Source organism: Alteripontixanthobacter maritimus, from assembly GCF_003340475.1.
GTDB classification, from domain to species: Bacteria; Pseudomonadota; Alphaproteobacteria; order Sphingomonadales; family Sphingomonadaceae; genus Alteripontixanthobacter; species Alteripontixanthobacter maritimus.
In genome coordinates, this window is record NZ_QBKA01000002.1 from 2,497,162 (window position 1) to 2,518,672 (window position 21,511).

16 protein-coding genes are annotated in these 21,511 nt (G+C 62.7%); 12 read left to right on the forward strand and 4 right to left on the reverse strand.

Annotated features, from left to right (window positions below):
- Nucleotides 1-17: 17 nt before the first annotated feature.
- A complete protein-coding gene (locus HME9302_RS12305; protein WP_181815771.1) occupies nt 18-1,736 on the reverse strand; it encodes a M28 family peptidase in 1,719 nt (572 codons plus the stop codon).
- 132 nt (nt 1,737-1,868) lie between these two features.
- Here HME9302_RS12305 and HME9302_RS12310 point away from each other — a divergent pair, with 132 nt between their 5' ends.
- From HME9302_RS12310 to HME9302_RS12340, 7 genes are all read left to right on the forward strand, one after another.
- Nucleotides 1,869-4,571 carry a bifunctional [glutamine synthetase] adenylyltransferase/[glutamine synthetase]-adenylyl-L-tyrosine phosphorylase gene (locus HME9302_RS12310; protein ID WP_115367256.1) on the forward strand — a complete coding sequence of 901 codons (2,703 nt, stop codon included), beginning with the start codon at nt 1,869-1,871 and terminating at the stop codon, nt 4,569-4,571.
- Nucleotides 4,568-5,050, forward strand: a complete 483-nt coding sequence (locus HME9302_RS12315; protein ID WP_115367257.1) for a peroxiredoxin — start codon at nt 4,568-4,570, stop codon at nt 5,048-5,050. The genes HME9302_RS12310 and HME9302_RS12315 overlap by 4 nt, the downstream gene beginning before the upstream one ends.
- A 393-nt stretch (nt 5,051-5,443) precedes the next feature.
- Complete coding sequence (locus HME9302_RS12320) at nt 5,444-6,136, forward strand: M23 family metallopeptidase (protein ID WP_230080001.1); 693 nt, start codon at nt 5,444-5,446, stop codon at nt 6,134-6,136.
- Between the two features lie 227 nt (nt 6,137-6,363).
- Complete coding sequence (locus tag HME9302_RS12325; protein ID WP_115367258.1) at nt 6,364-6,999, forward strand: OB-fold-containig protein; 636 nt, start codon at nt 6,364-6,366, stop codon at nt 6,997-6,999.
- Between the two features lie 87 nt (nt 7,000-7,086).
- Entirely contained in the window at nt 7,087-8,919 is a 1,833-nt protein-coding gene (locus HME9302_RS12330; RefSeq protein WP_115367749.1) for a flotillin family protein, read from the forward strand.
- Nucleotides 8,920-8,971: 52 nt separating this feature from the next.
- Nucleotides 8,972-9,724: an SDR family NAD(P)-dependent oxidoreductase gene (locus HME9302_RS12335; protein WP_115367259.1), complete on the forward strand. Its 753-nt coding sequence runs from the start codon at nt 8,972-8,974 to the stop codon at nt 9,722-9,724.
- 12 nt (nt 9,725-9,736) lie between these two features.
- Nucleotides 9,737-10,333, forward strand: coding sequence for a hypothetical protein (locus HME9302_RS12340; protein ID WP_115367260.1), 597 nt, complete (start codon nt 9,737-9,739; stop codon nt 10,331-10,333).
- Nucleotides 10,334-10,335: 2 nt separating this feature from the next.
- On the opposite strand, the gene HME9302_RS12345 is transcribed toward HME9302_RS12340, so the two are convergent.
- Nucleotides 10,336-11,232 carry a UTP--glucose-1-phosphate uridylyltransferase gene (locus tag HME9302_RS12345; protein WP_115367261.1) on the reverse strand — a complete coding sequence of 299 codons (897 nt, stop codon included), beginning with the start codon at nt 11,230-11,232 and terminating at the stop codon, nt 10,336-10,338.
- A 154-nt stretch (nt 11,233-11,386) separates the two neighbouring features.
- Between HME9302_RS12345 and murA the strand changes: the two genes are divergently transcribed.
- Nucleotides 11,387-12,670 (forward strand): UDP-N-acetylglucosamine 1-carboxyvinyltransferase, encoded by a 1,284-nt coding sequence (gene murA, locus HME9302_RS12350; RefSeq protein WP_115367262.1) that lies wholly within the window; start codon nt 11,387-11,389, stop codon nt 12,668-12,670.
- 107 nt (nt 12,671-12,777) lie between these two features.
- A complete protein-coding gene (locus HME9302_RS12355; protein ID WP_115367263.1) occupies nt 12,778-13,002 on the forward strand; it encodes a hypothetical protein in 225 nt (74 codons plus the stop codon).
- Between the two features lie 178 nt (nt 13,003-13,180).
- On the opposite strand, the gene HME9302_RS12360 is transcribed toward HME9302_RS12355, so the two are convergent.
- Both HME9302_RS12360 and HME9302_RS12365 read right to left on the reverse strand, forming a co-directional pair.
- A complete protein-coding gene (locus tag HME9302_RS12360; protein ID WP_115367264.1) occupies nt 13,181-13,408 on the reverse strand; it encodes a ribbon-helix-helix domain-containing protein in 228 nt (75 codons plus the stop codon).
- Nucleotides 13,409-13,411: 3 nt separating this feature from the next.
- Nucleotides 13,412-14,560, reverse strand: a complete 1,149-nt coding sequence (locus HME9302_RS12365; RefSeq protein WP_115367265.1) for a YihY/virulence factor BrkB family protein — start codon at nt 14,558-14,560, stop codon at nt 13,412-13,414.
- Between HME9302_RS12365 and HME9302_RS12370 the strand changes: the two genes are divergently transcribed.
- From HME9302_RS12370 to HME9302_RS12380, 3 genes are read left to right on the forward strand one after another with little or no spacing between them, the layout of a single operon-like run.
- Entirely contained in the window at nt 14,559-17,003 is a 2,445-nt protein-coding gene (locus tag HME9302_RS12370) for an autotransporter assembly complex protein TamA (protein ID WP_230080003.1), read from the forward strand. The two genes, HME9302_RS12365 and HME9302_RS12370, sit on opposite strands and share 2 nt — an antisense overlap.
- Entirely contained in the window at nt 17,003-21,283 is a 4,281-nt protein-coding gene (locus HME9302_RS12375) for a translocation/assembly module TamB domain-containing protein (RefSeq protein WP_115367266.1), read from the forward strand. The genes HME9302_RS12370 and HME9302_RS12375 overlap by 1 nt, the downstream gene beginning before the upstream one ends.
- A complete protein-coding gene (locus tag HME9302_RS12380) occupies nt 21,283-21,507 on the forward strand; it encodes a hypothetical protein (RefSeq protein ID WP_115367267.1) in 225 nt (74 codons plus the stop codon). The genes HME9302_RS12375 and HME9302_RS12380 overlap by 1 nt, the downstream gene beginning before the upstream one ends.
- Nucleotides 21,508-21,511 lie beyond the last annotated feature (4 nt).

The window sequence follows — 21,511 nt, forward strand, 5'->3', positions numbered from 1 at the left end:
CCCGGCTAAGGTGCGGGCTAAGACCCGCAGCCCTCGCCATCCGCCGCCGCGCAGCTTTCGTCGCGCGTCTGGCGAAATTCATCGCCCGGGTTCCAGTTGGGCCAGCTGGTGCTCATGGCGAGGCTGCGGCCGATGCGGTAGAACAGCTGCAAATCGGCCATCACGCCGGACCAGTCCCAGTTCTCGTTGAACTCGTCCTTCGGCCCATGATAGCGATTTTCGGTGTAATCGCGCGCCACTTCCGCGCCGGCCATCACGCCGCCCGCGACCAGATCTTCCCCGCCATCGATATACAGCATCGGCACGCCGCGCTTGGCGAAGGCGAAGTGATCGCTGCGGTAGTAATAGCCCGCTTCCGGCTTAGGATTGGGCGTCGCCACGCGGCCATCGGTCACCAGCGCGGCGTTGAGGAATTGGTCGAGCTGCGATTTGTTCGGACCGACCACGGTGACGTCCTTGGCCACACCGGCCACCTGGAACGCGTCCATGTTGATGCCGCCAACCGTCTGGGCGAGCGGCAGGACGGGGTTGGCAGCGTAATAATCCGCGCCGAGCAGGCCCTGTTCTTCCGCCGTCACCGCCAGAAATGCCAGGCTGCGATCGGGCGCGCCCGCCTTGGCGTGGGCTTCGGCCAGAGCCACCAGCGCCGCCGTGCCGGTCGCGTTATCGACCGCGCCGTTACAGATATCATCGCCGTCCGGCGCGGGCGTACAACGGCCGAGGTGATCCCAATGCGCCGTGTGCATGACATATTCGTCAGGCCGCCTGCTACCCGGCAGAATCGCAATTACGTTCTGCGATTCGTAGGTCTTGATGTCGTTTGAAAAGCTGGTCGAGGCCGTCAGCCCGAGCGGTACGGCGCGGAAGCCTTTGCGCTTCGCTGCAGCGGACAGTGCATTCAGGTCCTTGCCCGCCGCCGCCATGATTTTCGCCGCTGCATCCTTCTGCACCCAGCCGTTCATCTGCGTCAGCGCCGGAGCGTTGGCGCCGCGCTGGGCATAGGCCTGCGGGCCGGACCATGAGGATTCCACGACGTTCCAGCCATAGGAGGCCGGCGCAGTGTCATGGATGATGATGGCGCCCGCCGCGCCCTTTTCGGCGGCTTCTTCGTATTTGTAGGTCCAGCGGCCATAATAAGTCATCGCCTTGCCGTTGAAGTCCCCTTCCAGCGTTTCCGCGCCGAAATCGGGATCGTTTACCAGGATGACGGCGGTCTTGCCGGTCATGTCGATACCGGCATAATCGTTCCAGCCCTTCTCGGGCGCGTCGATGCCGTAACCGACGAAGACCAGCTCGCTATCGTCCAGCACGGTGCGGGCATCCTCACGATAGCTGACGCCGACCCAGTCCTTGGCGAAGTCCAGCTTCATGTCGCCCGTGCTGCCGCCGCTGCCACCGCGAATCGTCAGCGGAGCGAAATCGCGCCCGGTGATTTCTACGAGCGGCACGTTCTGCACCCAGCTATTGCCGTTGCCGGGCTGCAATCCGGCGGCCTTGAACCGTTCGATCAGCAGCGCGACGGTCTTTTCCTCGCCAATGGTCCCGGGCATCCGGCCTTCGAACTCGTCCGACGAAAGCGTGCGGGTGATATTCTTCATCGTGGCTTCGGAAATGGTGCCTGCGGCAACCGCCGGAATGTCGAGCGATGCGGTGTCGTTCATGCCGGTGGTAGTGGCGCAGGCGGACAATGCCAGCGCGGCCGCGAATGCGGGAACTGTCGATATGATGCGTTTCATGGCGGTTTGATCCTCATACGGGCGCGTTCGCGCTCTATCTTTGTGTTGCCGCCCTTGTCGCAAGTCCTGGCGCGCTAGGCAAGGTAGCGTGCATGCTTGCCACAAGTGTGCCGCCGCGTCAGGACGCGCGATATGGAACCGGACTGGACATCGGCGCTCGAACGCGCCCGCGCCGAGGCACCGTTTCTCGCGCGCGGCTTGGACCGCTTGCCGGACCTGGCGACCATGTTGGCGGCGGGGGACGGCGAGGCGGCGCTGGCTCATGCCCGCGCGGCCGGCGAAGGGATCGCGGAAGTCGGTGTCGCCCTGCGGCGCGAACGTACGGCTCTCGCCATCGCGTTGGCCATTGGCGATCTGGCAGGGGCATTCTCGCTCGACCGGGTCATGGCGGAGTTGTCGGCATTGGCGGACAGGGCGCTGGATGCGGCGATGGCGGCGGCCGTGATGCGCCGCCTGCCCGATCTGGCGCGCGACGACGCGACCAGAGGCTTCATCGCGCTGGCGCTGGGCAAGCATGGCGCGGGCGAATTGAACTACTCCTCCGACATCGATCCCATCCTGCTCTACGATCCCGACAACTTGCCGCGCCGTCCGCGCGACGAGCCGGGCGAAGCGGCGCAGCGTTATGCCCGCGACGTAGTGCAGCTGTTGTCCGACGTGACGGCGGAAGGATATGTGTTCCGCGTCGATCTGCGGCTGCGCCCGCAATCCGAAGTCAGCCCGCTGGCCATCCCGCTGGGCGGCGCGCTGTCGCATTACGAAAGCTCCGCTTTGGCGTGGGAACGCGCGGCGTTCATTCGCGCGCGCGCAGCATCGGGCGATATCGCCGCTGGCGCGCAATTTCTCGACGCGATCCAGTCTTTCGTCTGGCGCCGCAGCCTCGATTTCGGGGCAGCGCGCGAAATCGCCAAGCTGACCGCCCGCATACGCAGCGCCAATGGCGGCCCGCCGCATCCGCAGCCCGGCTTCGACCTCAAGCAAGGGCGCGGCGGTATCCGCGAGATTGAATTCTTCACCCAGACCCACCAGCTGATCCATGGCGGACGCGATCCGTCGCTGCGGGTGCGCGGTACGAAGCCCGCACTGGCAGCGTTGGTGGCGAGCGAGCGGATCGGCACGCGGGAAGCGGAGATACTAGGCACCGCATACGACCGACTGCGCACGGCGGAGCACCGCATCCAGATGGTGCGCGACCAGCAGACGCACAGTCTGCCGGCCGGCGATGCGCTCGATCCGCTGGCCCGGCTCGACGGCTTTGCGGATGGGGCGGCGCTGCTGGACGATCTGCGCAAAACAACCGCCGACGTCGCGCGTATTTTCGATACGCTGATCGAGACAGACGACACCTCACCCGCCCCGCGCCCGAACGAGCGCAAGCTTGCAAGGCAGCTAGGCGCCATGGGCTTTGGTGAAGGCGAACGGCTGGCCGCGCGCATCACTGGCTGGCGCGATGGCCGGTTTCGCGCACTGCGTTCCGACGGCGCGCGTGAGGCGTTCGATGCGTTGCTGCCAGCGCTGCTGGAGGCGTTCGCTGCTGCACCCGAACCGGCGCGCGCACTGATGCGGTTCGAGACTTTGCTGGAAAAGTTGCCCAGCGCCATCAACTTGTTCCGCCTGCTGGAAGCGCGGCCCGCTCTGCTCGATCAGCTGGTCGACATCATCACCCTCGCTCCGCCGCTGGCGGATAGGCTGGCGCGGCGGCCGGAATTGCTGGACGCGCTGATTGACCGCAGTGCGCTTGATCTGCCCGGCCCGGTGGACACCATCGCCGCGAGTATGCGGCGCGGGGTAGAGGATTACGAACGCCAGCTCGACCGCATTCGCATCGTGACGGGCGAGAAACGCTTTGCGCTGGGTGTGCAACTGATCGAGGCGGCGCAGGACCCGCTCGACATTGCGGAAGGGCTGGCGCGCGTGGCGGAAGCGGCGCTGACGGTGGCGCAACATGCGGCGGAGGAGGAGTTCGCCATCGCCCATGGCCGCGTGCCAGGCGCGGAGCCGGTGGTGCTGGGGCTGGGGCGGCTGGGCGGCGGGGCGCTGACCCATGCTTCCGATCTCGATATCGTGCATCTGTTCACGGGCGACCATGCGGCCCAATCCGATGGGGATCGACCGCTTGGTGCGACGCTGTATTTCAACCGGCTGGCGCAGCGGATTGGCGGGGCGCTCAGCGTGCCGACAGCGCAGGGCGCTTTGTATGAGGTTGATACAAGGCTTCGGCCGCAAGGCGCGCAGGGGCCGCTGGCTGTCAGCCTCGACAGCTTTGCGCGCTATCAGCGGCAGGATGCGTGGACGTGGGAGCATATGGCGCTGTGCCGCGCGCGTGCGCTGACGGGATCGTTGGAAGCCCGGGCGGAAGTTGCCGCAGTCATCGAAAGCGTACTCATGACGGAGCGCGATCCTGGCAAGTTGCGCGCCGACGTGATGGCCATGCGTGCTGAAATGGCCGCGCATAAGGCACCTCAAGGCGAACTTGACGCCAAGTTGCGGCGTGGCGGGCTCGTCGATTGCGAGTTCTTGGTTCACTATCTGCAATTGCGTCATCGCACCGGCCTTTCACCTGACGTTACGGCAGCCATCGCTACGCTGGAGACGGCAGGTCATTTGCCAGACGGTATCGGCAAGGCGCATCGTTTGATGACACGGCTGCTGGTGGCCGGGCGCCTGTTCGCCCCTGACGGAACCAAGCCCCCCGCGCGCCCGGCGAATGTTTTGGCGAAAAGCTGCCGGTTGAAAGACATGATGGAGGTCGAGAGTGCGTTCACCTCCGCGCGCGATACGGTAAAGAATGCATGGGCCGACATTTTCGGCGAAAGATTTAAGGACGAGATATGACCCTGGATAATAAAATTCTGCAACACGGCCAGCCGATCCCGGACATTGCTATGGAAACACCTGCTGGCGGCTCCGTGAGCCCAACGGAATTCAAGGGCCGCAAGCTGGTGCTGTTCTTTTATCCCAAGGACAATACGCCGGGCTGTACGACGGAAGCCAAGGATTTCACAGCTTTGGCGAAGGACTTCGCTGCGGCGGACACGGCCCTGCTGGGTGTCAGCAAGGATTCGCCGACGAAGCACCGGAACTTCATTGCCAAGCATGATCTCGAAACCCCGCTGGCCACCGACGCGGCTGACGGTGGTTTGTCGGACGCGCTCGGCATCTGGACCGAGAAACAGATGTACGGGAAAACTTATATGGGAATGGTCCGCACCACGATCCTGATTGCGGCGGACGGCGCCATCGCGCAGGTCTGGAACAAGGTGCGCGTGAAAGGTCATGCTGCTGAAGTTCTGGCTGCGGCGCAGGCTCTGTGACGATACGGTCCTGATCAGCCCACGTTGGAATTGACGACCGGAACGCAATCGCTGCGAATCAGCGCAAGAGTGCAGTCTGTGATTTCCACAGGATAGCGCGTTCAGGTACGAAAATCGCACAGACGGTGCGCTTCCTGTTTGAAAAAATGGCAGTTTTAAGCGCATTTCAACGGTTCAACCCGCGTTGAATGCATCCTGTCGTGACCAGCGATAAACGCACTTGTCCCGTTAAGGATTGTCCGATTAACCCACAAATGCACGAAGCGGGATGGGGTTCCGGATTGCTTCAAAATATTTTTTGAAACGCATTATCTGCGAGGGGTCGCAGGTTTGCATGACAGCCGGGAAACCGGGGTCGCAACGGTGTCAGAGGCACCGGAAAGAAGGTTCGGGATGGGTTTTGCAGGCAACTTTACCAAGCGTTTTGCCATGGGCTTCGCGGCTCTGGCCGGGGCAACCCTCACAATGGGTGCGGCACCAGCCGCCGCCGAAACAGCCGCAGTAAGTGTTACCAGCGAAATGTCCGCAATATCCTCGCCCTTCGACAAGGGTGATGCCAAATTCGCAAAGATGTTCGCGCAATGGCGTGATCTGGATGGCGGCGATGTCACATCGGAAACCGCTGCGCCGGCAGTATCGGTTCCATCGCGCATGCCGCTCAGCAATGCTGCGCTGACCAGCGATTACGGAATGCGGACCCACCCTGTTCTCGGCAAGCGCAAGCGTCACAAAGGTGTCGACCTCGCTGCACCGACCGGCACGCCGGTTTACGCCACGGCTGACGGTATCGTGGAGCGGGCCAACTGGTTCTCCAGCTACGGCCTTTATGTCAGCCTGGGCCATGGCGCGAACTTGCAGACACGCTACGCCCACATGTCGCGCCTCGCCGTGAGCGGTGGAGACCGTGTGAAGAAAGGCCAGATCATCGGCTATGTAGGCTCCACGGGTCGCTCCACCGGACCACACCTGCACTATGAAGTGCGGATCGCTGGTAAGGCTGTGAACCCCGTACCTTACATGGTCGAAAGCCAGGCACAGCAGGCGTTCGCGCTGGCCATGGCCGAAGGCGGCCGCGGCGGTCAGTAAGCCAGTATCAATTTAACCCTTGGACGGGATTTGAGGCGGCGAACCCGATAAGGGTTCGTCGCTTTTCTTTTGACGTATCACCACGCCCGATGAACGCCGTGTCGGCAGGTGCTTTCAATCCGATATCGCTGGAACGGGTGCTTTGCCTCTGATAGCTTGCCGCCAAGCAGATAAGGGGTGAGGCACGTGGGCAGTCCATTGTATCGGCACATAAAAGGCAGGGCGGCTTGACCCTGTTGGCCGACTACAACCTGCCCTTCAGCTTGGCGCTGGCAGTAATGCTGGCGCTGCTCCTGCTGCAGATGGTCGGTATCGGCGATTTGCTCGATGGGACCGATGCCGAAATGGACCCCGGCTTCGACGCGGACGGTGCGACCGGCGGCGGTCCGATCGACGGGTTGATGAGCGTTGCGGGCCTTGGCCGTGTGCCCTTCATGATCTGGCTCTCATTGCTTTTGCTGAGCTTCGCGCTGATCGGAATAAGCGGGCAGATGCTGGCGGTGGCCGTGCTGGGCGCGCCGGTGCTTCCCTGGCTGGCGGCGCTGGGCGCCGGGGCTGCAGCGGTGCCGGTCACCGGCGCGCTTGCCCGTCCGCTCGGCCGTATCCTGCCGCAGGACGAAACCACCGCTGTCACCGTGGACAGCCTGCTCGGCCGCCGTGCGCATATCCAAACCGGTACCGCACGGCGCGCCTCATCCGCCCGTGCCAAGGTAATTGACCTCCATGGCCATCCGCATTTCGTGATGGTCGAACCGCATGACGATACGGAGACTTTGCAGGAGGGCGAGCAGGTCCTGCTCGTCCGCCGCGAAGGCGACATATTTTTCGCCCAGTCGATGGAGCAACGCAATCTTTCGCCCTGACCGGCGTGTCATTCCGCCGGCGACCTGCCAACACCCAAACAATCCTACTGAGGGGAACTCATGGAAAACCTGATCGAACTCGCCGTTATGGCCGGCTCCGTACTGGCTGTACTGCTGATTATAGCGTTCGTAATCACGCGCCTTTATCGCCGCGCGACCAAGGAAGTCGCATTCGTAAGGACAGGGTTCCGGGGCGAGCAGGTGGTGATGAATGGCGGCGCACTGGTGCTGCCGGTCCTGCATGAAACGATGCCGGTCAACATGAACACCGTGCGGCTTGCAGTGGAGCGTAAGAATGCCGACGCGCTCATCACGCTCGACCGGTTGCGGATCGACGTAAAGGCGGAATTCTACGTTCGCGTGCGGCCCGATGCAGGCGCTATTGCCATGGCCGCGCAGACGCTGGGCCTACGCACGATGGAACCCGAAGCGCTGAAGGATCTGGTCGAAGGCAAATTCGTCGATGCGCTGCGGTCGGTCGCGGCGGGCATGACCATGAACCAACTACACGAACAGCGGGCAGATTTCGTGCAGAAGGTGCAGCAGGTGTCCTCCAGCGATCTCGCCATGAACGGGCTGGAACTGGAATCGGTCTCACTGACCGGGCTCGATCAGACCAGCATCGAACATTTCAATGCCAACAACGCTTTCGATGCGGAAGGTCTGACCAAGCTGACCGAGCAGATCGAGCTGCGTAAGAAAGCGCGCAACGACATCGAACAGGACACGCGCGTCCAGATGGAAACAAAGAATCTGGAGGCGGATCAGAAAAGCTTCGAAATCGGGCGCGACCAGGAATATGCGCGGCTGGAACAGGAACGCGAGGTCGAGGTTCGCCGCGCTGGACAGACCGCCGAAATTGCGCGCGAACAGGCCGAACGCAACCGCGAGGCGGATGCCGCCCGGATCGAAGCGAAGAAGCAGGTCGACGCCCAGCAAATCGAGGCCGACCGGCTGGTGGAGGAGGCGCGCATCGACCAGACCCGCGCGCTGGAAATCGCCCGTCAGGAACAACAGATCGCGGTGCAGAACAAAAGTCGCGAGGAAAGCCAGGCCAAGGCGCAGGCCGACGAAGCTCGCGCAAGCGCGGTTGCAGCGGAAGAGGGCGTGAAGACCGCCCGCGAAACCGAAGTGGCCGATCGCGACAAGCGCATCGAGCTGATCGAGGCGGCCAAGGCGGCGGAACGCGATGCCATCCACGTGCGGGTGGAAGCCGAAGCGGAAAAGGATGCCGCTTCCAACCGCGCCGAGGCCCAGCGTCTTGAAGCGCAGGGTGAAGCGGAAGCGGAAAAACTGCGCGCCGATGCGGCCCGCGTCCGTTTCGAAGTGGAAGCCGCAGGCCAGAAGGCAGTCAACGAAGCGGCCAATATCCTGTCCAATGATCAAATCTCGCTCAAGACAAAGCTGGCGCTGCTCGAGGTGATGCCGGACCTGGTGCGTGAAAGCGCCAAGCCGATGGAAGCGATCGATTCGATCAAGATCGTACAGGTCGACGGGCTGACCCAGAATGGCGGTTCGGGCCGTGGTTCGGGGGACGGGTCGAATGGCTCCGGAAGCGGATCGGGCAATCTGGCCGGTGACGCCGTGTCGGCCGCGCTTGCCTATCGTGCACAGGCACCAGTGCTCGACGGGTTGATGAAGGAGCTGGGGCTGGACGGCTCCTCGCTTTCCAAGCTGGTCGAGGGCGCGAGCGAAGCGGAAGCGCAAGCCACTCCTGCCGCATCACGGCCCGCCCTTACCCAGCCAGCATCGAAGTCGGCGTCGCAGTCAGGGTCGCAACCGGAACATAAGACCGATAGCGAGCAGCAAGACCGCGGGTCGCAAGGTAAGCAGCGCCAGGATTCGCAACCACAGGACAGCGGTTCGAAACGCCGGTTGCCCAAAGCTTCGCCAGACGACACATCATCTTCGCACAGCTAATTCCGATCGACACCAACCGACGCGGCGGCGTGTTGCCGCAGGAGAACCGACCATGACCGATACCGCCCCGAACCTAGCCGGCAACCCATTCGACTTTTCCGGCAAGACCGCGCTGGTGGTGGGCGGGTCGAGCGGGATCGGCAACACGACCGCGCAGGCGTTCCGCCGTGCCGGGGCAACGGTCCATGTGTGGGGCACCCAAGCAGCAGCGTCGGATTACGGCGATTCCGATATGGAAGGGCTGCATTACGCGCAGGTCAACGTGGCGGACCGCGCTTCGCTCGATGCGGCAAGCCTGCCCGAGACGCTCGATATCGCGATGCTCAGCCAAGGCGTGGTCAAATACGACCTTGCGGAATATCGCCGCGATGCGTGGGACGAGGTGGTGGATGTAAACCTCACTTCGCTGATGGATTGCGCGCGGCTGATGCATCCGCTGCTGGCCGCCACGAAGGGCTCGCTCATCACCGTCAGTTCCATCGCCGGATACAAGGCCACCGCGACCAATCCTGCCTATGGCGCTTCGAAAGCGGCCGCCATCGCGCTCACCCGGGCGCTGGCGCTGGCATGGGCGCGCGACGGCATTCGCGTAAACGGTATCGCACCGGGTTTCGTCCGCACCAAAATGACCGCGCAACAGTTCGAAGACGAGAAGCGCGAGGCCCAGACATTGCGGACCATCCCCCTGCGCCGCACTGGCGAACAGGACGAGATAGCCGACGCCGCCATGTTCCTCGCCTCGTCCATGGCCAGCTATATGATCGGACAGACCCTGACGGTGGATGGCGGGCTAACGCTGATGTGAGGACGGCTTGAGATGGCGACCAAAGAAGATATTTTAGAACAGGTCGTCGAGGAGTTCCTGATCCATCGCGGCTATTTCGTGCAACACAATGTAAAATTTTTACCCCGCCGCGATCATCCTGAGCACGACAGCCGAATGGACTCAAACCATAGCGACATCGATATAATCGGGTTTCATCCGAAGAAAGTTGGACCCGAGCGCGTCGTCGCGGTGAGTTGTAAGAGTTGGCAAAACGGCTTCAGACCTTCATCCGAACTAAGCGCTATAATGAATGACAAAACGATACGTGGCAGGAAAGCGTGGCAGGGATTTCGCGAACTGACGAAGCCCAAATGGTCCGAAGCTTTTGTTGACGCAATTGAGGTCGCAACAGGGAGCCGTGAGTTCACATATTTTACTGCAGTTTCCAAAATTCGCGGAGATAGAGGGATGTGGGAGAACCATAAACCATTCCAAGAGGCTCTTGGTGGAAATCCTGTTCGGCTTATCGGCTTCAAGGAGATGTTGATAGAAATCAACGATAGCCTCACCACTACCATGGCAGGCACAGAAGTCGGGCGATTGTTACAGATGTTTAATGCCGCAGGGATCGACCTTAGCGACCCCTAAACCTACCCCAGCAAACGCCGGGCGATGGCGCGCACCTCCTCGCCCATGTCCTCGCGTTCCATCGCCAGAGCCAGCGTTGCTTCGACGAAGCCGGTTTTGCTGCCGCAATCGAAGCGCCTGCCGGCGAAAGTCACGGCATGGAATGGCTGGCCGCCGATCATCCTGGCCATGGCGTCGGTCAGCTGGATCTCGCCGCCTGCGCCGGCGCTTTGGGTTTCCAGCGTGCGCATCACTTCGGGTTGCAGGATGTAGCGGCCCGATACGATCTTGTTCGATGGAGCCTCGTCCAAAGGCGGTTTCTCCACCAGCCCGCGCACTTCCGTCAGCGCGCCGTTCGCTCCCAGACCTGACGCGCCCGGATCGATCACGCCATAGCTCGATACCTCGTCATGCGGCACTTCCAGTACGGAGATGAGATTGCCGCCGACCTCCTCATAGGCTTCCACCATTTGCTTCATGCAACCGGTGCCGCCGCCCTTTTGCGCTACCATCAATTCGTCCGGCAGCATGATGGCGAAGGGTTCGTCGCCCACGATGGCGCGCGCGCACCAGATTGCATGGCCCAGCCCCATGGGCACTTGCTGGCGCACAGTAATGATATCGCCCGGCGTGGCGCGCGCTGCGTCGAGCACGGACATGTCCTTGCCGCGCTCGGTCATCGTGGCTTCCAGTTCGAACGCTACGTCGAAATGTTCGACGATCGCGGTCTTGCCGCGTCCGGTCACGAAAATCAGCTGTTCGATCCCCGCCTCGCGCGCCTCGTCCACCGCATATTGGATCAACGGCCGATCGACGATAGGCAGCATTTCCTTCGGTATGGCCTTGGTCGCGGGGAGAAAACGCGTGCCCAGCCCGGCCACGGGAAAGACGGCTTTCTTGATCGGTTTGCGGATGGTCATGCCGTGGGGGATAGGGAGCGGGGCAAGCCGGCGTCAAGCGCATCAAATGCTTCGCCCTGTCCCGCCAGAAGCGCCCGCCGCAAGTTCGGGGGCACGGCATCTCGAACGGGGCGCATCTTGCCGTGTGGGGCGAAACCGCTAAAGCCTCTGCCCCATGGACAAGATACTCGTACGCGGCGGCAAGACGCTTTCCGGCACCATTCCGATTTCCGGCGCGAAGAACGCCGCGCTGACGCTGATACCGTGCGCGCTGCTGACCGAAGAGCCGCTCACGCTGCGCAACTTGCCGCGTCTCGCCGATATTGACGGTTTCCAGCATCTGATGACGCAGTTCGGCGTGTCGACCGGCATTCAGGGCAAGCGTCCCGAAGATTTCGGCCGGGTTATCACGTTCGAGGCGACGCGCCTGACCGGCACCGTTGCGCCATACGATCTGGTGCGCAAGATGCGCGCTTCCATCCTCGTGCTCGGCCCGATGGTGGCCCGCGCGGGCGAGGCCACGGTGTCGCTGCCGGGCGGCTGTGCGATCGGCAATCGCCCCATCGACCTTCACCTCAAATCGCTGGAAGCGCTGGGCGCGGAAATCGAGCTGGCGCAGGGTTACGTGAAAGCGGTGGCCAAGGGCGGCCGGCTGTCAGGCGGCGATTACGCCTTCCCCGTGGTTTCCGTCGGCGCAACCGAAAACGCGGTTATGGCGGCGTCATTGGCGAAAGGCACCAGCCGGTTGTCGAACGCGGCGCGTGAACCGGAAATCGTCGATCTGTGCAATTTGCTGGTGGCGATGGGCGCGGAGATCGAGGGTATAGGCACATCCGAATTGATCATACACGGGCAGGAACGGTTGAACGGTGCGACCTACAAGGTCATGCCCGACCGGATCGAAGCCGGCTCCTACGCCTGTGCCGCCGCGATCACCGGCGGCAATGTCCGGTTGGAAGGCGCGGACGGAACCGACATGGCCAGCACGCTGCACGCGTTGAGGAACATCGGCGTCGTATGTGAAGCCGACAAGAAAGGCGTCACCATTTCTGCTAACGGCCCCTTGCGCGGGGTGAATCTGTCTACCGCCCCCTATCCCGGCCTTGCTACCGATATGCAGGCGCAGCTGATGGCGCTGCTGACGATGGCGGAAGGCGCTAGCGTCCTTCAAGAAACGATCTTTGAAAACCGCTACATGCACGTTCCCGAACTGATCCGGATGGGTGCCGATATCGACACGCAGGGCCGTACGGCTATCGTAAAAGGCGTCAAAAGCCTGACCGGTGCCGAGGTCATGGCCACCGATCTGCGCGCCTCGATGAGCCTTGTTATCGCTGGGCTGGCGGCAAAGGGCGAAACGCAGGTCAGGCGCCTCTACCACCTCGATCGCGGCTACGAACGGCTGGAGGAAAAGCTGCAGCTGGTCGGCGCCGATATCGAGCGTGTGGGCGACGACTGACCAGACTTCTCCTAATCCAGAGTTCGGGCCAACGTGATATGTAGCAAGACCGGACCCATTGATACGATTGCCCGTTGATAGGGCATGACGCATTATGGAGACGGATTATGGGTTTGATAAGAATGGCCATATTGGGCGGCCTCGGCTATTTCGGGTACAAGAAATATCAGGAAAGCCAGAACACTTCACCAGCGGCATTCGACGAGGACCAGACCGGTACTGTCCGGAATGCTGGCGCAGACCAGATGCGGGACAAGCCGAAGAATTGGACGAAGACCGATGAGGAACTCGACGAAAGCTTCCCCGCCAGCGATCCGCCCGCCAATTACTGACAAGATTGGTGTAGGTCCGGGTATGAAACAGCGCCGCCATGCAATCGTCATGGCGGCGTTTTTCTGTGTAGGCTGCGCTTAGAAATGCGTTTGCTTGGTTCTAACATCGAACTTGGTTCGTCGGTCAGAAAGACCGTGGCGGTCTTCACAGGGACCCGCGATGCGCCGACCAGCTAAATCAAGGCCGGGTGGCCAGCCAGATACGGATTGCGCCGGCTAGGCCCGGCACCGTGTCCGCTTCCAGACGCTCCGCATCGATCCGGGCCACCAGCGCGTTAATCGGCAAGCCCTCGGCTTCAGCAACGGCGCGCAGCATGTCCCAGAAAACCGGCTCCAGACTGATGGAGGTCTTGTGTCCCGCGATCTCGACCGATCGTTTTACCGGCGGGTGATAGGGCGTGCCCACGGATTAACTCCCGCCCGCTCGCTGCCCGGCATCCTCCCGCGCGGCCTTTTGCGCGAGATGCCGCGCATGCCGGCGCCTTTTCTTCTCCGCCATCGCTTCGCTATGTCCGCCCAGCATGTCGCTATCGGCCAGCACCGCGCCGCGCTGCCCCATCGGGCGATCCGGCCCGATAGTGGAATCCTTGAATGTCTGCCGTTCCGCTTCGGCATTGACGAGCGCGCCGATCAGGATGCCGTAAGCCGCCAGGAACAGCCACATCAGGAAGACCACCACCGCCGACAGCGAGCCATAGGTTGCGTTGTAGTCCGATACGTAAGCGACGTAGAGCGAAAAGCCGAACGACACGATCAGGAACAACAGCGTCGATAACAGGGCTCCGGGCATCAACCAGCGCCATTGCGCGCGCGTCCGGTCAGGCGCGAACCGCATGATGACGGCAAAGCCTATGCTGCCAAGGGTCAGCGCCACGATCCAGGTCAGCACCTCGACCACGCGTTCGGCAATCGGTCCCAGTAGCGGTGTGGAGGACACTTGCAGCCAGGCAAACACACTGGCGCTGACGACGCCGGTAATGGCGATGGCCACGCCCGCTAGCGTAAGCAAGGCGGCACGCATGGTGACGCGCAGGAACCCGCGCGTTTCATGTTCCTCGTTGATGACATTGAGCGCCGCCACCAATCCGTTCGCCGCGCGCATCCCGCCGAATACCGCGAAGAACAATGCGATAGCCAATGCGAAGCCCGTCACCCCGGCATTGGCCGTCACCACGCCGAGCAGCTGGTTTTTTACAACCGATGCGACATCGCTCGGCACGAATTCGGTTACCGCCTGCATTTGCCGTTCCACCGTCTCGACATTGCCGATCAGGCCGTACGTCATGACCGTGGCGGCGATGAGCGGTGTGATGGCCAGGAAGGTAAAGAACGCCACGCCCGCCGCCAGCAGGTTCAGGTTGTGGAAACCCGCCATGATGAAGGCCCGCTTCACAATCTGCCACCAGGCGGATGCGGGCAGTTGCCAAGGGGACTTGGCGGCAGCGCCCGGTATCGTTACCGCCTCGGTTTGGTTGTGGATGGGAACGGAAGCTGAGTCGGGATCCCCATCGGTTCCCTCGGCAGGGATGTTGCTGCCGGATTGATCGAGTGATTGCATGGGGCCCAACTGGCACGTGCCGGGGTTGAAAACAATGGACGCGAGCGGGACCAGATCGGGCAATCGTGCCCTCACCTGCGCGTTTCGCGCCGGTACCGGGCTGTGCGCCCTGTCCGTGGCTTTGCTGGCTGCACCGACATCTGCGCAAGATGGTAGCCAGACTACGCCGCCGGAAGATAGTGCGGAGCAGCGCCCGGACGGCGATGTCGTGCAGATGGAGCTGGACGTACCGGCCCCGCCGCTCAATGCGCAACTGCCGGAAATAGAACCGATCGTCACCGACGAGGAATTCGCGGAGGATATTCCCGAGCTTTCGGCCGAGGATGATATCGAACTCGACCGGCCGATGGAATCCATCGCCGAATTCGAGGCGCGCCTGGCCGAGGAACAGGCTCTGGCCGACGCCGGTGCTGAAACCAGCGGTGCTGAAACTGGTATTGAAGGTAGCGTGGGGCCGCCAGACGACGAGATAGCGCCGATCCCGGCGCTGGTGGATGGCGATCCAGTGGAGGAAATCGGCGATGCGCCGGTGCGCGACGCAGAACTGACGGTGCCGCTGCCTGCACTCGATGCGTTCGATGTGGAACCGGTCGAGTTTGCCGAAACCGAAGCCGATGCCGAAATTCTGGAAGTGGAATATGGCACCGTCGTCAACGGGCTGGAACTGGCCGAGGCCGATACGGAAATCTCCCTGCGCGATCAGTTCGAAGATCTTTCGGCGCTGGAAGATGGCGATGGAGAGGCTTCCAACGTCGCGCAAGTGGCTGCGCGGCTGGAGGAAGACAGCCGGCTCATTGAAACGCTGCTGGCGGCGCAGGGTTATTACAGTCCGACAATCACAAGCCGCATCGACCGCTCTCCCGAAGTTAACGGCCAGCCGCTGGCAGCGGTGATCGACGTGGTGCCGGGGCCGCGATACACTTTTGCCGAAATCAACGTGCTGGCAGACCGGACTGTGCCGGACGCCCTGATCGCCGATAACATGGCGCTGAAAGTGGGCGATCCGATTATCGCCGCCCGTGTACAGGGTGTCGAAGCGCAGATTGCCGTCACTTTGCCACAGCAGGGTTATCCGTTTGCCGAAGTCGGCCAGCGGGACATTCTGCTCGACCCCGACACCGATGACGGCGTCTATACGCTGCCGGTAGAAACCGGCCCGCGTGCCCGGTTTGGCGGGTTTACCACAGGTCCGGCGGATGGCGGCGAGATTGCCTTCGATGCGGAGCATGTCGGCCTGCTGGCGCGCTTCGAACGCGGCGAACTGTATGACAGCCGCATGGTCGACGATTTGCGGCAGGCACTGATCGCAACCGGGCTCCTCAGCACCGCCTCGGTCGTGCCCGAACTGACCGGCGAAGTGGCGGGCGACGGCACGGAATATGTGAATATCGCGGTCGAGCAGGTCGCCTCCCCGCCGCGCACATTGGCGGCGAGTGCGGGCTTCGGCACCGGACAGGGTCTGCGAGTTTCGGGCAGCTGGGCGCACCGCAACCTGTTCCCGCCCGAAGGCGCGCTGATCGCGCAGGCCGTGCTTGGTACGCAGGAACAGGGCGCAGGCGTGACCTTCCGCCGTTCCAACGCTGGCCGCCGCGATCGCAGCTTCACCGCCGTGGCCGAAGCACTTCGCAGCGATTACGAAGCGTTCGAGGCTTTGACCGGCCGGTTGGCAGCCCGTGTCAGCTACGATAGCACGCCGTTGTGGCAGAAGCCGTTCACCTATGCATATGGCGTGCAATTGCTGGGCACGATCGAAGATGACTTCAACGTCGAAACGCAGGAGCGTGAGGACCGCACCTTCTTTATCGGCGGCCTGACGGGCCAGATCGGCATCGACCGTTCGGACAGCCTGCTTAATCCGACCAAGGGCTTCCGTGCCACCGCGCTGATCGAGCCGGAGGGGTCGCTGAACAGTGGATTTTCGCCCTATGTCCGGGCGCGGGTGGATGGATCGGGATATTTCCCCTTCGGCGATTCCATCGTGCTTGCGGCCCGGGCCAGTGCCGGGACCATTCAGGGCATCGACCGCTTCGACCTCGCACCCTCACGCCGCTTCTATGCCGGCGGCGGGGGATCGGTGCGCGGTTTCGCTTACCAGCAGCTCGGCCCCAAATCGATCGAGCCCAACCCCGATTTCGATCCGACCGATCCGGACGAGGAGGACAACCCGTTCATCTCGCGCCCGATCGGAGGCCGCAGCTTCAACGAAGCATCCTTCGAAGTCCGCTACCGGTTCGGCGATTACGGTGTGGTTGGCTTCATCGATGCCGGACAAGTGTATGACAGCACCACACCGGGCTTTTCGGACCTGCGTTTCGGGGCCGGTATCGGCGGGCGGTTCTACACTAATTTCGGCCCCTTCCGTGTCGATCTGGCAACCCCGCTCGATCGGCGTGAAGGCGAATCGCGGATCAATGTTTATGTTTCCATCGGGCAGGCATTCTGATGACAGACCCGACCGTCATCGATGCTGGAACCGAACCTGACGCGGTGGATCGTGTGGAGGAGCGCGAGCGGCATCCCGAGCGGGCGAGCGGACAGAGGCACAACTGGCCCAAAACCATCGCCAAATGGGTCGGCATTGTTCTGCTCGGCCTGGTTGCTCTGGCCGCATTGGTGCTGTTCGGCCTCAACACCGGCCCCGGCAAGCGGTTCATTGCGAACCAGATCGAAGGGCTGGAATTCGAGAACGGCATGGAAGTGCGCGTGGGGCGCATCGAGGGGTCGATCTATGGCGAAATGACGCTGCACGATCTGGAAATTGCCGATCCCAAGGGCGTGTTCCTGACCGTGCCGCAGGTCGCGCTGGATTACAGCCCGTTCAAGGCGCTCCGCAGTCATATCGACATCACTTCGGCCGTGGCGGAGCGCGTAATCCTGGCGAGGCTTCCCGAATTCGCCGACACACCGCCATCCGATGATCCGCTATTGCCCGATCTCGACATCGATATCGGCAGGTTGGAAATCGATCAGTTCATTGCCGAAGCGCCGGTTTCGGGCGAGCGGCGTGTGCTTTCGCTCTTGGGCGAGGCGCATATTTCCGATGGCCGTGCTCAGGTGCAGGCGTCCGGCGGCACGGTAGCTGGCAGGGGTCGCGCGGGCGGTGACAGGTTCGTGCTCGACCTCGATGCGGTACCGGAGGACAACCGGCTGGCGCTCGATCTCGACCTGAACGCGCCGGCGGACGGAGTGATTGCCGCGCTGTCCGGGCTGACCGATCCGCTGACGGTCAAGCTTTCGGGCAAGGGTAGCTGGGAAAGCTGGAACGGCAGGCTGGTTTCCGACCTTGCCGGTAGCGCGTTCGCCCGGCTCGACCTGACTGCGCGCGACGGGGTATTCACCGTAAAGGGCCCCACCCGTATCGCGCGATTGCTGCAGGGGCAGGCGCAGGCGCAGGCGCTGCTCGGTCCAATCACCAATGTCGATCTGACCGCCACGCCGGAAGATCGCCGCGTCGATCTGGCGGGCAATATTTCCAGCGACGCATTCCGCCTCAACACCAACGGCATCATCGATCTTGCGACCAACGGCTTCGACGGGTTCAAGGCCTCGTTCGTGCTTCTCAAACCGTCGGTTCTGGCGGAGAACCTGCGCGGCAGCGGCCTGCGCGGCATAGTGACACTGGATGGGGCATTCGCCACGCCGGTGGTGGATTACACAATCAACGCAAACCGGATCGTGATGAACGACATGGGGCTGCAAAACCTGACCGCTTCGGGTGAGGCACGCATCGATGCCGACCGCATCATGATCCCGATTTCTGCGCGTATCGGGCGGATCACAGGCCTCGACACGGTGGCGGGCGGCTCGCTTGCGAATGTACGGCTCGACGGCGATCTCGCCATCGAAGGGCCGCGCATCCTGTCCGACAATATGCGCCTGCGGTCGGACCGGATCGATGCGGGATTGATCCTGGTCGCAGATATGTCCACCGGGCTTTATACCGGCGCGGTCGATGGCCGGATCGACAATTACCGCGTTGAAAGCGTGGGTATTTTCGATATCGAAACCGATATCGACCTGCAGACCGAAGGCGACGGCTTTGCCCTTGCCGGCCGCGTCAATCTGCGCTCGCGGCAAATCGCCAATGAAGGCGTACGCGATTTTCTCGGCGGGAATGCCGTGGCGGCGGCGGATGTTCGGTATGGCTCCGATGGGGTGGCGCGCTTTTCCAATCTGACCGTGCGCGCGCCGCTGGTTCGCATAACGGGCGGCAGCGGCAGCTATTCCCCGGACGGCCGGATCGCGTTCAACGGCACCGCCTTTACCGACGCCTATGGCAAGGTCGGGGTGCGGGTGGCGGGCACGATTACCAACCCCGAAGCCACGATCCTGGCCGACAATCCGGATTTCGGTATCGGCCTCGCCAATCTGGATGCCAAGATCACAGGCGCCGATGGCGGTTACCGGCTGAACGCACGGGGCGATACCGATTACGGATTGCTAACCGCGGACGTCATCCTGAAACAGGGCGCCAATCTCGCCATCGATGTTCGCAGCGCCAATCTGGGCGGCGTGGATTTCAATGGGGCGCTGGTGCAGACCGCATCCGGACCGTTTGCAGGCCGGCTAAATGCTACCGGCAATGGCTTCGACGGGGTGGTCCGGTTGGGTGCGGAGGGCCAGTACCAGGAGGCGCTGGTCAATCTGCGCGCGCGCAACGCGACCATGCCCGGGCCGATGGCGCTGAGCATCGGCAGAGCAATCGTCGATGCGCGCGTGGTGCTGTACGACACGCCCTATGTCGTGGCCGACGCGCAGCTCGCCGATACGCAGCTGGGCGCTGCGTTCATCTCCACGGCGCGGGCCAAGATCGACTATCGCGGCGGGCGTGGCACTGCGCGGTTGCTGGCAACCGGCGAAAGCGGCGTGCCTTTCCGCGTGGCCGCCAATGCCGACCTCCAGCCCGATCTCTGGCGTGCCGCAATCAAGGGCAAGGCACGCGGCATCAGCTTTGCAACGACCAGTCCTGCGCGCATCGTGCCGGGCGACGGCAACTACCGGCTGCTTCCGACGCGGATCGATTTCGGCCGCGGCAATTTGCGGCTGGCCGGTAATTATGGCGAGGGTGCGCTAAAGGTGCAGAGCAGGCTCGATAAAATCGATCTTGACATCGTGAACGCTTTCATGCCCGGGCTCGGGATCAACGGGAACGCGACCGGCAGCCTCGATTTCGCGCAAGCTGACAATGCTTTCCCGCGCGCCGATGCGCGTCTGTCGATCCGCAATTTCACCCGTACCACGGCGGTTTCGGTCAGTCAGCCGGTCAATGTGAACTTCGTAGGCAAGCTGCTGGCCGATGGCGGCGATGCGCGCGCGGTAATCCGGCGGCGCGGCAGCGTGATCGGGCGGCTCAATCTTTCACTGACGCCGCTTCCGCCGGGGACCGGCCCCTGGACCACACGCCTGCTGGAAGCGCCCTTAGGTGGCGGTGTGCGGTATAACGGCCCGGCCGACACGCTGTTCTCGCTCGCCGGGCAGCCCGACCAGCGCCTGTCCGGTCCAATCGGCATTGCAGCTGATTTCTCCTGCCGCGTGTCCGACCCGTGCCTCAACGGCATCATCCGGGCGAAGAACCTCACTTACGAGAACCAGACTTACGGCACGCGCCTCGCCAATATGGCGATCGAGGGCAAGTTCAACGGAAGCCGGCTGGAAATTACCCGGCTGCAGGCGGCTGCCGGCAACGGCACGGTCTCTGCCAGCGGGTTCGTCGGTCTGGCATCCGACAGCGGCTACCCCATGAATGTAGTCATCAAGCTCGACGATGCGCGACTTGCTGAAAGCGATGCACTGTCCGCGAGCGCCAATGGCGATTTGCGTCTGACCAAGGCTGCCGGGCAGACAGCGCTGCTCGCAGGCACCTTGCGCCTACCGGAAACGCGATATGAGGTGGTTAGACAGGGTGCTGCCGAAATACCGGTCCTGTCAGGGGTGCGCTTTAAGCCGCCCAAGGGTCCGGTGCGCATCACCGGTGACGAGCCTGCCAATGTAGCGACCGGAGCGTTCTCGCTGCTACGGCTCGATATCGGCCTGCGCGCACCTGAAAAGCTGTATGTTTCGGGCATGGGCCTGGAATCGGAATGGAGCGCGGACTTCAAACTCACAGGCACCAGCGCTGCCCCGGTAATGGCCGGCCAGGTGAATTTGATCCGCGGTACGCTGGGCTTCGCCGGTCGTTCGTTCGAACTAAAAGAAGGCCGCATAGGCTTTACCGGTGGGCGCACGATCAACCCGACCATCCGTCTGGTGGCGAGCGACGATATCGAAGATGTAACGGTCAACGTGAACGTGACCGGCCGCGCCTACGACCCGCAAGTCGCCTTCTCCAGTTCGCCCGGCTTGCCGCAGGACGAGATTGTTTCGCGCATTCTGTTCGGAAATTCGGTCGGCAATCTGTCCGCCATTCAGGCGGTGCAGCTGGCTGCCTCGCTCAATTCGCTGCGGAGTACCGGCGGCGGGCTCAATCCATTGGGCAAGCTGCGCTCTGCCACGGGTGTCGACCGGCTGCGGATCGTCGGACCGGACGACACCACCGGCCAGGGCACCGCTCTTGCGGCCGGACAGTACATTACCGATGATATCTATATCGAGCTGGTCACCGATGCGCGCGGGTTTACCGCAACGCAGCTGGAAATCAGCCTGACGCCGGCGTTGTCGATCCTGAGCCGTGCCGGTGGATCGGGCGGCACGGATGTGAACGTGCGATACCGCAAGAATTATTGATGCGGCAGGTGGCTGTCTTGCTGGGTTTTGCGCTCGTACTATCAGGCTGCGACAGCGAGCCCGATTTCGACGAACGGTTCGAGGCGGCGCAGGCTGAAATCGAGGAAAAGGCTGAAAGCATCGAAAACGATCTCGAAGCTGCAGATGCCCGGTCCGCCGATAAAGCAGACAAGTCTGGCCCCGATAAGGCGAACGGCGAGGTTGTCCCAGACCCCGTATCCTGACTAG